General features: G+C 57.2%; 10 protein-coding genes. 1 reads left to right on the forward strand and 9 read right to left on the reverse strand.

Features of this window, described 5'->3' with window-relative positions; all coding sequences use genetic code 11:
* Together GOB81_RS00835 and GOB81_RS00840 are read right to left on the reverse strand one after the other, a co-directional pair.
* Nucleotides 1-1,356 carry an MFS transporter gene (locus GOB81_RS00835; RefSeq protein WP_173568480.1) on the reverse strand — a complete coding sequence of 452 codons (1,356 nt, stop codon included), beginning with the start codon at nucleotides 1,354-1,356 and terminating at the stop codon, nucleotides 1-3.
* A gap of 140 nt (nucleotides 1,357-1,496) precedes the next feature.
* Nucleotides 1,497-3,863, reverse strand: coding sequence for a TonB-dependent receptor (locus GOB81_RS00840; protein ID WP_173568481.1), 2,367 nt, complete (start codon nucleotides 3,861-3,863; stop codon nucleotides 1,497-1,499).
* Nucleotides 3,864-4,545: 682 nt separating this feature from the next.
* Between GOB81_RS00840 and GOB81_RS00845 the strand changes: the two genes are divergently transcribed.
* Nucleotides 4,546-5,313 (forward strand): 2-keto-4-pentenoate hydratase, encoded by a 768-nt coding sequence (locus tag GOB81_RS00845; protein ID WP_173568482.1) that lies wholly within the window; start codon nucleotides 4,546-4,548, stop codon nucleotides 5,311-5,313.
* A gap of 5 nt (nucleotides 5,314-5,318) precedes the next feature.
* Here GOB81_RS00845 and recO read toward each other — a convergent pair whose 3' ends face one another.
* From recO to GOB81_RS00880, 7 genes are all read right to left on the reverse strand, one after another.
* Entirely contained in the window at nucleotides 5,319-6,077 is a 759-nt protein-coding gene (gene recO, locus GOB81_RS00850; RefSeq protein ID WP_173568483.1) for a DNA repair protein RecO, read from the reverse strand.
* An 18-nt stretch (nucleotides 6,078-6,095) separates the two neighbouring features.
* Complete coding sequence (gene tsf / locus GOB81_RS00855; protein ID WP_173568484.1) at nucleotides 6,096-7,001, reverse strand: translation elongation factor Ts; 906 nt, start codon at nucleotides 6,999-7,001, stop codon at nucleotides 6,096-6,098.
* 109 nt (nucleotides 7,002-7,110) lie between these two features.
* Nucleotides 7,111-7,938, reverse strand: a complete 828-nt coding sequence (gene rpsB, locus GOB81_RS00860; RefSeq protein WP_173568485.1) for a 30S ribosomal protein S2 — start codon at nucleotides 7,936-7,938, stop codon at nucleotides 7,111-7,113.
* Nucleotides 7,939-8,121: 183 nt separating this feature from the next.
* Nucleotides 8,122-9,267, reverse strand: coding sequence for an aromatic ring-hydroxylating oxygenase subunit alpha (locus tag GOB81_RS00865; protein ID WP_173568486.1), 1,146 nt, complete (start codon nucleotides 9,265-9,267; stop codon nucleotides 8,122-8,124).
* 225 nt (nucleotides 9,268-9,492) lie between these two features.
* Nucleotides 9,493-9,786 carry a hypothetical protein gene (locus GOB81_RS00870; protein ID WP_173568487.1) on the reverse strand — a complete coding sequence of 98 codons (294 nt, stop codon included), beginning with the start codon at nucleotides 9,784-9,786 and terminating at the stop codon, nucleotides 9,493-9,495.
* A gap of 77 nt (nucleotides 9,787-9,863) precedes the next feature.
* Complete coding sequence (gene dnaE, locus GOB81_RS00875) at nucleotides 9,864-13,283, reverse strand: DNA polymerase III subunit alpha (RefSeq protein ID WP_173568488.1); 3,420 nt, start codon at nucleotides 13,281-13,283, stop codon at nucleotides 9,864-9,866.
* 219 nt (nucleotides 13,284-13,502) lie between these two features.
* Nucleotides 13,503-14,630: a hypothetical protein gene (locus GOB81_RS00880; protein WP_242009960.1), complete on the reverse strand. Its 1,128-nt coding sequence runs from the start codon at nucleotides 14,628-14,630 to the stop codon at nucleotides 13,503-13,505.
* Between the last annotated feature and the right edge of the window lie 457 nt (nucleotides 14,631-15,087).

Raw genomic sequence — 15,087 nt, forward strand, 5'->3', positions numbered from 1 at the left:
TCAATCCTCTGGAATGATTAGGGCTTCTGCCGAGTTGCTCATCGTTGTCGCTGCTGACACCGGGGGATAAAGCTGGATCACAATGATCGACAGCAACCCGACGCAGAATGGAACGCCCAAAAAACCGAACGTGATTGCGTGTCTGGCGGCTTCGCTCTGGATCGCCGCATGGCCGTCGTAACCACCCCATGCAAGAAGCGCCGCGACCAGGAATCCGCCAAGAGCCCACGCACTTTTTCCGGCAAAGCTGTTCATCGAATACGCAATTCCTGCGGCGCGCACACCTGTCAGCACGGCTCCGATATCGATCGCTTCGGCCAGCATCGTGTAAAATACGGGGAGCGCTATTCCATCGAAAAAGCATACCAGTCCGAATAATCCTATCAAAAGCCACGCAGTGTTCGGTGCCATCCAGAACAGGATAAGACCCGTCATGGAGCAGGCATATCCCAGCGTGATCGCAGGTTTCCAGCCGAGACGGGGGGCCACGAATGACGATACGAACACGCCCGTGGCCTTTGTCACGCCCATGACTGAAATCAGCAGGCCACCAAAGGCTGCATCACGCCCCAGAACATGCTCGGCATAATAAATTGCAAAACCATAGAAAGATGTAAGATCGATATAAAACAGGCTGAGTGCGAGGGTAACCACGACCCATGCCCGGTTTTGCAGCAGAGACCGCAGTGTCACCTTCAGGGGCAGCCTGTCCGGAGCCAGCGCTATGCGCTCACGACAGACCCATGAAGGCACCATGGCCACCACAGCGCCTGCGGCGGCAACCAGCCCGATACCGGCCATATATCCGAAATGGGCAATGGCTGGCGGCACGAGGCTGCCCACCAGAAAGGTTCCGAGGGTCGCGCCGACCATGCGATAGGTTGAGAGTGACAGGCGGTCATCTGACCGTTCGCTCATTGTATTTGGAAGAAGTCCATATGGAACAATGAAGAACGAAAATATGATACCCATTGCCAGATAACTGACCCAGGCCCAGATGAGTTCACCGGTAGCACCGGAGAATGGACGAGCGAAACAGGCGCAAAGAGAGAGGGCCAGCGGCACGGCAAACCAGTGCACGTAAGGCATGACGCGCCCGGAGAACAGCCCGCGCCGGTCGATAATCAACCCCACCACCGGATCGGAAAAACTGTGCACGATCCGCGCCACGAGCATCAGCATGGCGAGTTGTCCTGCCGCCATGCCCACGACATCGGTATAAAAATGAATCAGATAGGAGCCGGTGATTCCAAACATCCCGTTGCCGACGAGATCACCTAGACCGAAAGCCATTCGCTCCTTCAGCGGCAGACTGTGTTTCCCCCCACCCGGCCGCTTGCCGTCGGCTTCAGTCATCCCAGTTCACCCTGCTCAATATCCCGCCATCTTCTGGCCCAGACGCACTCACACGAAGCCTTTATGGGCGCCAGGACCATGAGCCACTCTCTCCACAACCATGCATCAGTTTACCTTGTTCTGGCAGTGGAAAAGATAAATCAGAAATCCGCCCTGACACCACCAAAGAACTGCCTTGGCGCACCGACCACAAGAGACTGGTAGTCGCCGGACAATGGATTACCGCCATCGTCTCCCGCCATGATCAGATATTTCTGACCTGTCAGATTGGTGATATTGAACGTCAGTTGAAGATTGGCTGCTGGCCCGATACGCCCGAAATCATACCGCGCTCCAAAATTGACTAGCCAATACGTTGGCAGTTTCGTGTCGTTGGTATAGCTGAAGTAACGTGTGCCGATGTAAGAGGCATCTATGTGAAAATCGGCTTTTCCCCACTGATAATCAGCAGATGATTTATACATAAACACAGGATAGTTTACGACATGCTTTCCCTGAACGGCATAGGTCACCCCCTCCTCCGTCACATTATTATCATATGTGGAGTGATTATAGCTGACGGAGTTGAAAATACTCAAATTCTTTAGAGGACGGATCGTCACTGATGAGTCGACACCGTTCATTGTCACGCCGCCCAGATTGGTGACCGTGGTTTGGGGATTCTGCTGACTTCCAGCAACCATCGCGCCCAGACGGTTCGAGAAATCGACGTGATAACCACTCACGCCTGCGTCCACATAATGACTATTAAAGCGGTATCCGACCGAATAAGCCCAGTTGGATTCAGGCTTGAGAGTTTTGCGAGCCAGATCGAACGCAGCCTGCGAAACAGCAAAGGGTGAGGCAGAGAGGTGGTAACCGCTCTCAGGATAAGCACGCATGTTGCGCGACACATCGAAATACAGTTCGTGATGGGATAAAAACCGCCAGTTAGCACTGAAATGCGGCAGAAAAGCCCCGAAAGTTGTAAGTCCGACACCACCTGCCAGAGCATCCGTTCCGGTGTAGGGCTCGTAGTTTCCGGTTTCAGAAACATGTGTTGTGCTCAGCATGGATTTGAAACCAGCATGCAACGACAGATTGTCGATCGGCCTGTAAGTATCCTCAATGAATGTCTGAAACGTATTCGTATTGTAAGTCTGCCCCCAGAGATGCGCAAAAGCATCCCGCCATTTACGGAACGGGTTAGGGGTGATTGTTTCTCCGTCGGCGAGGACAGGATCGTTATAGGCATACATGTTCGAAATATATTTATTGTTTTCATACCACAGGCCTGCGCGGATATGGTGTCGGGCCACATCATATGTAACTGCCGAAGTCAGGCCATACCTGTGAATTGCCGGCTGTTTAACAATTTCTGAAAGTGGCGCGCCATTGGCCGATGCCAGCCAGGGGCTGCTCCACTGCGTCGCAGCTTCCTGTCCGTGGCCATACACGACACTATCCCAATAAAGTTTGGGAGCCATTTTGAAATGAAAATTCAGGCCGCCGAGATAATCCGTTGTGGTTGTCGTACCAGCATAATACGCAACGTCTTTTGGGTCGCTGGTCAGGTTTTCGCCGTGTTTATAAATACCCTGCGCGATCTGATAAGCACGACGGTAGTCCGGGTATGTATTCGAAACGTTATAGCCGAGAACACGAACCATCTCGAGTGATTCAGCCTGGTAATTGTATTGCGACAGATCAGAGTAGTCAAAGAACAGAGACACCCGACTTTCTTCGCGTATCGGCTGCACGAGTTTGAAGTTCACCTGCTGCAGGAACTGATCTCCCTGCCCCTTCCAAAGCTGCGTGTCGTTACGCATGTATGAGGCGTAAAACTTCGTACCAGAGCTATTCAGTTTACCACTGTCAAAACGTATAAACGTGTGCACCGATCCATTGCTTCCTCCTGTCTGGGCAAGTGTTCCACCCAGCTTGTCTTTCGGATCGGATGAGTAAATCCGGATAGCGCCCCCGAGACTATTTGTACTCGGCATATCAAGCGCACCGGCGCCCTGGGAAACATCCATGCTTCCAACATTTTCCGAGGAGATCGCCTCGACCGTATTCAGTCCGTTGTAGTTACGGTAGACTGATTCACCCAGCGGAATACCATCAAGAGCGAAACCGATCTGGTTCTGTGAAAACCCATGCATATAAAGTTTTACGCCACCGGTATCCACGCCCTGCGGATCATCCGATTGAAAAAGGATACCCGGCTGTCTTTCAAGAATTTTCAAAACCGATGTTCCTGCAACGGCTGATTTAAATTCTTTTGATGAGATAACAGTCGTAGATCCCCTCGTCACATGCCTGGCCGCCCTCACCGACATCCCCTCGACAGCACCCGCCATGACATGCGTGCGGGCTGCTTTCGCTTTCGTCGATTTACTGGGGACAGCCTGTACCTGCGCCATCGAAGAATCAGTTACTTTTGGTTTATGGGCATGTACGGACTGCGCGGCTGCTACGGATGTGCCGCTCAGAAACGTAACACTGGCCAGCAAGGAAACTCGTTTCATTTTCCACTCCGGAAGAGGATAAATGCACACCAGAAAGCGTTAGATAATAGTGACTTACAGGCAAAGGAGGTTTTACCAGAAGCTATGCGCTTTGGATATGGGTCCATCCGGCTGACTGCAACCCATAGCTACCAATCCCATTACGGATTCGCAATAATAAAATCGCGTGCACACCCCTTATTTGAAACTTCAGGCCCCACCAAATATAAAATCTTGTTGTTTTTGCTGCATTTTCTGCTGAAAAAAACATGCCCATGCGCACCGAGGTGGATCAGCGTCATGCGCTAACAGTCTGCGCTGCGCTTACCTCCTCGGGACAAGAGGCACTCCCGCCTACCCCTGTCCGAACCAAATCATTTTATAGCTGAAATATACAAGTACTTTCTGGCATTATGCTTTTTCGGCAGCAGACACTCCGCATTACCGACAGAGAAAAAGAACATTTTGTCATGAGTACGCGATATTCATTCACACCAAGATAAAACATCGCAATCAGGTGACGCACGAGAGACATTCAGCGTGTCAAACGGTCTATCGCATGAGTGCGAACCACCAAGATCAGACAACCCATTTCGGAAAGAATAAGATATAATTTTCATGATATTTTCCTTCATCTCTGGAATTTACCATGCAAAAACAGGAGACTTTGATATCCGTTGAACCGACACAAAGGCTTCTTTCCATGACGCTGAACCATAATCTGCCCGGTTCACTGCAGCCATTCGCACAGAAATTACAGGCCGTACGCAAGGCTGAAAGTGCCCCCATTTCGTCTCTTGCCGCTTCTCTCGTACCTGAGACGAAAGAGGCAGCCTATGCTGTGCAAAACTTTGTCGCATCTTCCATGGGTCCCGTGAAAGGTTGGAAGGTGGGAGCAAGTGACGCGCTCGCAGAACCCTCGGCAGCCCCTCTGCATGGAGAGACGCTGTTCAGCGATGGCGCGGTGATCGCGGCTGACTTCTTCCGCCATCGGGGCGTAGAGGTCGAGTTTGCCTACCGGTTTGATCGCGCAGTTGGCGCGGACATCACCCGCGAGACCGTGCTTGCAGCGGTGGGCAGCGTGCATCCGGCCATAGAGATTGTGGATACGCGTTTCGCCCAGCCTGCCTCGCAGGCACCGCTGGCGCATATGGCGGACCAGCAGAGTCATGGCGCATTGATTCTGGGGCCAGCTTTTACCGACTGGACGGCGTTTGATCCCTCCCATGAGCATTTTGTGATGCGGGTGGATCACCGCCGTGTTTCGGAACAGGTGGGCGGCAACGCAGCCGGAGATCTCTCACGTCTGCTTGTATGGCTGGCGGGACATGCAGCCGCCCGCGGCATGCCGATTGAGGCGGGCACTGTGGTGACGACCGGATCGCTGTCGGGGGCATTTTTCGTGCCGCACCGGACACATGTGAACGTGCGGTTCTACACGCTGGGTGAAGTGTCAGTGTTTCTGGCGTGAGAGGTTCACTCAGCCTGAAGTGACTGCACCATATCGGCCAGCCTGATCCGGGCTGCGGGCAGCGACCGGTGAATCGGGCCGAACACATCTCGCGTAAGAAAATGGCCTGTCAGGCGGAGACCGTCGCGCCATTCATCAGGTGTGCCTGTTGCTTCGGCAGTCAGCAGGAAAGGCGGTAGGGGCAGCAGCCGGTCGGCCCATGCGCCTGCCCCCGCCCCCGAGACGGCGCGTCCTGTTCGGGGAGAGACATAGATCAGGTCTTCGGTCTGACCGGTGACGGCACAGCAGGACACATCCAGCGCGAAGCCGAGATCACGGAGCAGGATCGTTTCCCAGCGGATGACGATGGATATTTCACTGGCGACGTCTGTGGTGCCGAGCATAGCCAGCACCTGTGCGCTGTCCTGACACAGGCCGGGATACGGCTCGCTCTCCGCGAGGGCGCTGTCGGCCACGGCGCAAAGAGAGGTCAGGCACGCGAGACTTTCCCGCGAGGACAGGGCGCGGGCGGCGTTCGGGGCCGCCAGTTCGCCTGCGACGGTGCCCAACTGACCGGGAACGCGGGCACGCCAGTGGGCCTGCACGAGGTTTCCGGGCTGCCATGTTGCGGCGTTACGGCGACCGAAGCCGCCCTTCACCAGCCCGTGCGTGACACCCTGAGCGGGTGAGAAGAGATGCACGAGCGCGTCCGCCTCTCCGAACAGGACGGCAGACAGAACAAGGGCGGGTGCTTCCCATTCAAGGGATGCCCCGCCCTCCTTCATTTCCGAACGATCCGGACCTTAGCCGCCTGCGGCCTTGGCGACTTCACTGGCGAAATCGTTTTCTTCCTTCTCGATGCCTTCGCCGAGCTGGAAGCGGTCGAAACCGATCAGCTTGACGCCAGCCTTGTCAAGAACGGCCTTCACGCGGCTCTCGCCGTCATGCACCCAGACCTGCTCCAGAAGAACGACTTCCTCGTAGAACTTGCGGATACGGCCGTCGATCATCTTCTCGACGATGGCTTCCGGCTTACCCGAGGCCAGAGCCTGCTCCTTGAGCACGGTGCGCTCACGCGCAACGGCTTCCGGATCAATGCTGCTCACATCGAGGGAGGCCGGACGGGTGGCTGCGATGTGCATGCCAACCTGACGGCCCAGCGCTTCGATGGCGTCGCTCTCGGACGGTGCTTCGATAGCGGCGAGAACGCCGATCTTCCCGAGGCCCGGCTTCAGGGCGCCGTGGATGTAGGTGGCGACAACGCCGGACGGCACTTCCAGAACGCGGGCACGACGGATCGACATGTTCTCGCCGATCGTGGCGATCAGATGCGTCAGTTCGTCGGCAACCGTGCGGCCAGAGGCAACCACAGCAGCCTTGATCTTCTCGAGATCGTCACCGACCTTGAGGGCTGCCTTGGCGATGTCCTCGACGAAACCCTGGAAGGCTTCATTACGGGCAACGAAGTCGGTCTCGGCGTTAACCTCGACCATCGCGGCGCGCTTACCTTCGGAAACGACACCGACGAGACCTTCGGCCGTCACACGCCCGGACTTCTTCGCAGCGGCGGCGAGACCCTTCTTGCGCAGCCAGTCAATGGCGGTTTCGATATCGCCGGCGGTCTCGTTCAGCGCCTTCTTGCAGTCCATCATGCCTGCACCGGTCTTCTCGCGAAGCTCTTTTACGAGCGCAGCTGTGATTTCCGCCATGATTCTCTCTCCACAATAGCAGCAAGCACGTCACCCTGCGGGACGTGCTTGCTGTCTTTTTTCAGGGGAGGTCTGCCAGCTTACGCCAGCAGGTCTCCTTATCCCTTGATCAGCCAGCCTCGGCAGGAGCCGGAGCGGGTTCCGCCGCCGGAGCCGGGGCTGGAGCTGCTTCAGCAGCCGTTTCCGTTGCCACGACTTCGGTGACCGGAAGCTCTTCGGCAGCGCCGATGTCACGACCCGATGCGCTCATCTCGGCGGAGATGCCATCCAGCACAGCGCCGGAGATGAGGTTGCAATACAGCTCGATCGCACGAATGGCGTCATCGTTACCCGGAATTGGGTAGGTCACGCCCTCGGGGTTCGAGTTGCTGTCGAGGATGGCGACGACGGGGATGCCGAGCTTCGTGGCTTCCTCAATCGCGAGCTTCTCTTTCGTCGTGTCGATGACGAACAGGATGTCGGGCAGGCCGCCCATGTCCTTGATGCCGCCGAGTGAACGATCAAGCTTATCCTTCGTGCGGGTCAGCTCGAGGATTTCTTTCTTCGTCAGACCCTGCGTCTCACCGTTCAGCATCTCTTCGATCTGGCGAAGGCGCTTGATGGAGCCCGTAATGGTCTTCCAGTTCGTCAGCATGCCGCCGAGCCAGCGATGGTTGACGTAATACTGGCCGCAACGCTGAGCGGCTTCGGCAACCATATCGGACGCGGCGCGCTTCGTGCCGACGAACAGCACACGACCACCACCGGCGACGGTGTCACGGACAACCTTCAGGGCGCGATCCAGCAGGACGACGGTCTGCTGCAGATCGATGATGTGGACCTGATTGCGGATGCCGAACAGATACGGCGCCATCCGCGGGTTCCAGCGGCGGGTGTGGTGACCAAAGTGGACGCCAGCCTCAAGGAGCTGACGCAGTGTGAAATCGGGCATCGCCATGATGCAAAATCCTTGCGTTCCGGTTGTTCCTCCGCAGCGCGCCAAATCCGTGAAAACGGACACCAGTGCGGACGCTGCGTGTGAAGTCCTGTGTCACGTGACTCAGGCAAGGCGGGGTATGGCTATTTTCCGGGAGAAAATCAACCCCGGCCTGCTTTCGGGCGGGGTGACCAGAGCAGGCGGTCAGGCTTCGGATGTTTCCGTAAGACCGCAGCGCACGAGCAGTTCGCGCAGGTTACGCACGACAGGGAACACCTCGACATTGTGGTCGCCGCCGAGTTCTTCCCAGGCTTTCTGCTCCATTTCCACGATTTCCTTGTCCTCAAGGAAAATGCGGTTGGTGAAGATGCCCAGAACCGGCCACGCGATATCGAGCAGGAATTTCCATTTCGGGCGCATGACCGAGAGCAGGCCGTAGCTCTGGGTAATCATCTCGTCCTTGCCGAGCGGGACATAGGCCACCCACAGATCCATGACGAGATCGCCGTCCTTGTCGCGGATTTCGAGCGTCTGGTACGGATAGGTCGTGCGGATCGTGACGATCTCCTCGATCGGCTGATCCTTCACGTCGATACTCTTGTCGTGCTTACCGAAGATCAGCCGCTCGGCCAGAGGCTGGTCACCGCCCTTGCGGGCGAAGCTATAGCGGGCCTCGACAAAATTCTCGCCCTTGTCCTGTCCGAGGAAACGGGCGGTGATCTGGCCCATCTGCTTCCGGTGCAGGAACTGATGGTTCATGTCCATCAGGTTCTCATGCATGAACGAATAGTGACAATTGACCAGCGGATCGAAATGGCGAGTCTTGAAGGCGGGATTTTCGGACTGGCAGGGCACCGGCACGGGGATTTTTTCCGCCAGTTCCGGATCACCGGGGAAAATGAACACCAGCCCCCCTCTTTCCCGGCAGGGATAGGTCTTCACGCCCCGCCCAACGCCGGGTCGGTTCAGGTAAGGCACCGTGACGCAGGAGCCTTTCCGGTCGAACGACCAGCCGTGATAGCAGCAGCGCACGACGTCACCATCGACGCGTCCCTTGCTGAGCGGCACCTGCCGGTGGGCGCAGCGATCTTCCAGCGCATAGATCGGCGCTCCGTTATCGGGCCGCACGATGACGATGGGGTCGCCTGCGAACCGGGTGCCGAACGCTTTGCCCGTTTTCACTTTTTCGGACCAGGCGACGGGATACCAGAAGTCGCGGTTCAGTTTGACGCGGCGCAGATCGGGCCCGGTGGGCTTGTAGAGATCGCTCGTGACGGCGGGAATGTCTCGCCCGTCCTTTCGGGGGACTTCCACCTTCTGCTCGTCCTGGCTCTCCTGCTGCGTCAACATATCGCGTTCTCTCCCGTCGCACTCAAAACACGGCAAACGCCATGCGGTTGCCGTATCCGTCGGAGATGACCAGTTACCCGGTTTCCCCTGACAGCACACACTTACATAAGGAAAAGAATCGAATCATGATGAGACAAAGGCAAGCCACAGGCGTGCATGGCAGTCCGGCCACGCTGGCTCGATGCCTTGATCTGCCTCAAGCCGGTGCGTGGAGGCTGGCGGCCCTTACTCCGGGTCCGACGAAAGGCCGTAGATTGTGTATTGCTGCAGCATGTGAGCGGTAGGGTACTGGTCAATGACCGTTCCACTGCTGTTGTAGGTTTCCACCACCACGATGCCCAGCGCGGGATTGATGTGAGACGCCGGATTGACGACGGGCGGGGCGTTCAGCCCTGTGGCTGTCGCCGATGCCTTTGTAGAGGTGAGCGTCTGGCTGGCGCTTGCCTGTGCGGCGTTTGTGCTGGCGGTGAGGCCCGTAACGGAGGGGGTATTGCCTGAAACAATAGTCGAGATATCCATCACACATCTCCGCGGACACTCTAGGATAAGACCTCTTCTGTTTCATTTTTTAGACAAAAATGCAACCAAAAGTTGCATCACGATATCTCGATACCCGCCACGCCTGAAACGGTCTTGAGGGCCTGCCCCACCACCGGGCTGATGCGGTAGCCGTGACGCAGACGCATCTCGATCTCCTGCGTGTCGGAAATACGAGGCAGCAGGATGACTTTCCCGCGCCCCCCCTGCTGTCGGGAGAGGATGGCCTGAAGGCCGCTGATGGCCTCGACGCTTTCCACCCAGACCCGCATCTCGCCACCCGACTGATTGGCCATTTCCTCCAGTTCCGCCACATCGCTGGCGGTGATGCGGAGGGCCTCGCCTTCAAGTTTCAAGTCGGCGGTGACTAGCACAGCTCGACCCGCGACGAGGATTTCCCGCACGCGGCCGAGCACTTCAGAGAACAGTGTGACCTCGCAACTGCCGCTGGCGTCGGACAGGCGCAACCATGCCATCTTGCTGCCGCTGCGGGTCGGGCGTTCCTTGCGATCCACCACGCAGCCCGCGATCTTCACGCGCGTCACGCCGCCTTCTGCCGCCGTCATGAGGTTGGACATCGGCACGACGCCGAGGCGACGCATCAGCGGGCGATAGGAATCGAGCGGATGACCGGTCATGTGGAAGCCGATCGCATCTGCTTCGTACGACAGTTTTTCGAACTCGGGCCAGTCGGACTCTCTGGACAACAGAAGCGGTTCAGGCTCGGCGCCCCCACCGAACAGGCCGCCTTGCCCACTACTCACTTCCTGCACCCGGGCATGGGCGCGCTTGAGGATCGTCTCGATGGCGCTGAACACGCGGGCCCGGTTCGGTTCCATCGCATCGAAGGCGCCAGCGCGGGCGAGATTTTCAAGCTGCATCTTGTTGAGGTTTTTCGGGTCCACGCGGGCGCAGAAATCCGCCAGATCACGAAACGCCTTGTCACCACGCGCCTGCATCAGTCCCTGCATGGCGGCGAAGCCGACCTTTTTCACGGCAGCCAGCGCGTAGCGGATGGCGAGCGTGTCGTCCTCCTGCTTTTCGACCTTGAAATCCGCATCCGATTTATTGATGTCGGGCGGCAGGACGCGGATGCCAAGACGCTCGGCTTCCTGACGCAGGGCGGCGAGCTTGTCGGTCCGTTCCCGCGCAAGAGACATGCAGGCCGCGAGGAAGGAAACCGGGTAGTTCGCCTTCATCCATGCGGTTTGATACGACACCAGCGCGTAGGCTGCCGCATGAGATTTATTGAAGCCGTAATCGGCAAACTTCGCCATAAGGTCGAAGACTTCGACGGCCTTGTCTTTGGGGATGCCGCGTCCTGTCGCGCCCTCCGTGAAGATTTCCCGCTGCGTGTCCATCTCGGAGCGGATCTTCTTGCCCATCGCGCGACGAAGGAGGTCGGCTGAGCCTAGGCTGTACCCTCCCATCTTCTGGGCGATCTGCATGACCTGTTCCTGATAGACCATGATGCCATAGGTCTCTTCCAGGATCTCGCGGATTTCCTCGTGCGGCGGCTCCCAGGCCTCTCCGTGCTTACGGCGGCAGTAATCGGGGATGTTAGCCATTGGGCCCGGACGGTAGAGCGCCACGGCGGCGATGAGGTCTTCCAGCCGGGTCGGGCGCATCTGCTTGAGGACGTCCCTCATGCCCGCGCCTTCGAACTGGAACACGCCCGCCGTGTCGCCACGCGCCAGCATTTCGTAAGTCCGCTTGTCGTCGAGCGGAATTTTCGCCAGATCGACCTCGATGCCGAGGCCCTTCAGGAAACGCACGCCGCGCTGAAGGATGGTCAGCGTGGTCAGGCCGAGGAAGTCGAACTTCACCAGCCCGGCCTGCTCGACATATTTCATATTGAACTGCGTGACGAGCATGTCGCTCTTCGGATCACGATAAAGCGGCACAAGATCGACAAGTTTCCGATCGCCGATCACGACGCCCGCGGCATGGGTAGAAGCGTGGCGATACAGTCCCTCAAGCTGCTGCCCGATCTCCATCAGACGGCGCAACGCCTCGTCCGTGTCACGCATTTCCTGAAGTTTCGGCTCGCCGTCTATGGCTTCCTTCAGGGTTGTCGGTTTTGCCGGGTTATTGGGGATCAGTTCCGCAACCCGGTTGACCATGCCATATGGCAGACCAAGCACACGGCCGACGTCACGGACGGCAGCTCGTGCCTGCAACTTTCCGAAGGTGATGATCTGCGCCACCCGATCGCCACCATATTCACGGCGAACATAGGAAATCACCTCGTCGCGGCGGTCCTGACAGAAATCGATATCGAAGTCAGGCATCGAGACGCGTTCCGGGTTGAGGAAGCGTTCGAACAGCAGGTTGAAGGGGAGCGGATCGATGTCGGTGATGGTCAGCGCGTACGCGACGAGCGAGCCTGCGCCAGAACCACGCCCCGGCCCCACGGGGATGTCATGCGACTTGGCCCACTGGATGAAGTCCGCAACGATCAGGAAGTAACCCGGAAATCCCATGCGGGAGATGATGTCGAGTTCGAATTCCAGACGCTCTGAGTAGGTGGCGCGGGTTTTCTCGTCGGCGCTGATGGCGGCGAGCCGGTGCTGCAACCCTTCACGGGCCATGGCGCGGACGGTTTCGTCCTCGTTCGAGCCTTCATGGACCTTTGGACAAACCGGCAGCAGCGGCTTACGGGTTTCGACCTTGATGGCGCAGCTTTTCGCTATAGCGAGCGTGTTGTCGCAGGCGTCCGGCAGGTCGGCGAACAGTTGCCGCATGGCGGAGGGTGGCTTGAACCAGCACTCAGGCGAGACGCGCCACCGGTCCTTTTCCGCCATTGTCCGGCTCTGCGCGATGCAGATCAGCGCGTCGTGCGCTTCGTGCATGGCGCGGGTGGGAAAGAAGCACTCGTTGGTGGCGACGATGGGCAGGCGCATCCTGTCGGCCAGCGCCAGCACGCCGGGTTCGACGGCTTCTTCGATGGACAGGCCGAACCGGTTGAGTTCCACGACGAGGTTGTCCCCGAACGCTTCGTGCAGGCGTGCGAGCCATGTTTCCGCCTGCTCCTGCTGCCCTTCCGCCAGCATCTGGTAGAGCGGGCCGCGTATGCCGCCGGTGAGCAGGAACAGGCCTTTGCTGCGTTCGCAGAGCAGGTCGAGATTGACGGAGGGATCGGCGGCATCGCCTTCGAGGAATCCTGCCGAGGAGAGGAACTGGAGGTTGGCGAGACCTTCGGCATCGCGGGCCAGCAGGACGATGGGCTCGGATGTGGCGGAAGGCCGGTCGTCACGCGGCGGCAGGCCGATCTGGCATCCCATGATCGGCTGCACGCCCTTCCCGGAGCAGTATTGCGAGAATTCGAGGCCGCCGAAGAGGTTGCCGGTGTCGGTTATGGCGACGGCGGGCATGTCCATGCCTCGGGCGAGGGCGACCAGTTCCGGGATTCGGATGGCGCCCTGACTGAGGGAATAGGCGGAGTGGACGCGGAGATGGACGAAATCGGCGTGCGGCATGGGCGGGACGATAGCACACAGGCTGGGGTGGTGGGGAGCGGTGGATTTAAAGGGGATTATGGGGTTGCGGGTCTGTCAGGTCATCGACCGGGAAGGCAGGCGGACCTTTCAGGGACAGAACAAAAAATGGACATGCGAGGCAGAAATATTCCTGCCTAGAGTCACCTGATGTGAAGACACAAAACCCCAACTGTGAATGGATAATATTTATATCCAATACTATCCATTTACAGGTATTGTCACAACCGCTCCCGGATTACTGGACGTCTTTGATAACTCAAGGAGTATCTGAAGCATCGTAAAGGCTAGCTTGCTGTCATAATCGTTTTTCTGAATCCAGAAATATTTGTCGTCATAGAAAGTATCAACAAAGGTGTTATCCGGTTTTTGGTTCCCCACCAGAATCGTGACAATAGGTTTTGTTTCTCTCCCGACCAGTATTATGGAAGGCAATGTCTCGCCAGAGGCTATATCATCCTGGGGAATATTGATCTGGTAGGCGATCTGTCCAAGAACACCCAATATTGTTCGTGTAAGAAGATGGATTTGTCCTGGAGCGGCCTCTCCGGCACCGTAGATGACTTCCACGCGATTGTCATTTTGAGGCATATCAAAAAAATGACGGGTTTCATAAACGATATCTGAAAGATAAGGGTCTTTTGTCGAGGAGATGGTTAGAAATACCCGGTCTATGGGTGGCCGCTTTCCTGTTACTTCCGGGCTGTGTTCAAGCTGAATACCGAGAAGTCCTGCGATCTGCAGCAGTCGGAGATCATGGATCAGCTGGAAGAATTCAGGCGATCCTTTCCCTACATCGCCCCCGATAGCGCCAGCATTATTGATGGCATTGACAGACTGAACAGCCAGACGAAACAGGACATCAATGGGCAGCCCGCCCATGGCAAGTGGTAACAGGCTTCCCGGCGGCAGGGGGCGGAGAAAGCTCTGGGCATAGGCATCCCCGGAAACGGGCTGAAACGTGAAGGTGGGGCTTTCCTGCAACTGCATGGATGTTCCACCCGTCGGCCTTACGGGAATGGCTCCGGACGTAACGCCTATATTGAAGCCTCTCTGGAGCTGGTAGCCCGCAATCAACTGTGTCGTATCCAGAAAACTCGGCGTATCCGCATAGCGCAGGCGAACGACATTCAGCAAAGTCTGCTGTTTGCCAGAGTCACTGACGGCTCGGGAATAATCATTTCCATCCTGCCGCAAATTCTGGGGACCGAGGTGATAGCACCCCCCCAAACTCAGCAGGGCGCACAGAGACAAGCGACTGAATAAACGCTTTGCTCTCCGCCGGTCATTCATACGATGCTTCATTCCCATATTATGCAGTAATATCATTGTGTATTAATCGCCTTGTCTCAAATACAAAAAATACATTAAGAGAAAACCAATCTGCCCTTCGCTTCTTTCTTCCACGGTCAATGGAATATCTCTCATTGCCTATCCCGTCCACGCTGCATACAGGCAGTCGGACAGCTCTATCAACAGTCCTGCTGGGGCCAGACTCACCTTGAACGGATATTTAATCCCGGTGGCAAGCTGTTCTATTTAATAATATTTCCATGCAGGCTCTGAATATCATTTCTTGCGCCTGTCGTGGTTTGATCTGCCTACCCCTCTCCCTCGCCAGTGGCAGCCCGGTCAGTCTGCGTTTTGTCGCTGGCTATCGGTCAGGACCACCAACGGGAGTTACATCCCCTACAGGCCGGAAGGCTGAACCTGTGTAGCGAGATTTCCTCCCGTCCCTTTCAATGATCCTCACGGGGCAACACGCTGACTCCCGTCAGCAGCGCAG

Source organism: Acetobacter conturbans (assembly GCF_011516755.1).
GTDB classification, from domain to species: domain Bacteria; phylum Pseudomonadota; class Alphaproteobacteria; order Acetobacterales; family Acetobacteraceae; genus Acetobacter; species Acetobacter conturbans.

Bases quoted from the DNA above. Each gene is read 5' to 3' on its own strand.
- GOB81_RS00870 (WP_173568487.1), bottom strand. From the start codon at position 9,786: ATGGATATCTCGACTATTGTTTCAGGCAATACCCCCTCCGTTACGGGC.
- GOB81_RS00835 (WP_173568480.1), bottom strand. From the start codon at position 1,356: ATGACTGAAGCCGACGGCAAGCGGCCGGGTGGGGGGAAACACAGTCTG.
- tsf (WP_173568484.1), bottom strand. From the start codon at position 7,001: ATGGCGGAAATCACAGCTGCGCTCGTAAAAGAGCTTCGCGAGAAGACC.
- dnaE (WP_173568488.1), bottom strand. From the start codon at position 13,283: ATGCCGCACGCCGATTTCGTCCATCTCCGCGTCCACTCCGCCTATTCC.
- GOB81_RS00840 (WP_173568481.1), bottom strand. From the start codon at position 3,863: ATGAAACGAGTTTCCTTGCTGGCCAGTGTTACGTTTCTGAGCGGCACA.
- recO (WP_173568483.1), bottom strand. From the start codon at position 6,077: ATGAAGGAGGGCGGGGCATCCCTTGAATGGGAAGCACCCGCCCTTGTT.
- GOB81_RS00880 (WP_242009960.1), bottom strand. From the start codon at position 14,630: ATGATATTACTGCATAATATGGGAATGAAGCATCGTATGAATGACCGG.
- GOB81_RS00845 (WP_173568482.1), top strand. From the start codon at position 4,546: ATGACGCTGAACCATAATCTGCCCGGTTCACTGCAGCCATTCGCACAG.
- rpsB (WP_173568485.1), bottom strand. From the start codon at position 7,938: ATGGCGATGCCCGATTTCACACTGCGTCAGCTCCTTGAGGCTGGCGTC.
- GOB81_RS00865 (WP_173568486.1), bottom strand. From the start codon at position 9,267: ATGTTGACGCAGCAGGAGAGCCAGGACGAGCAGAAGGTGGAAGTCCCC.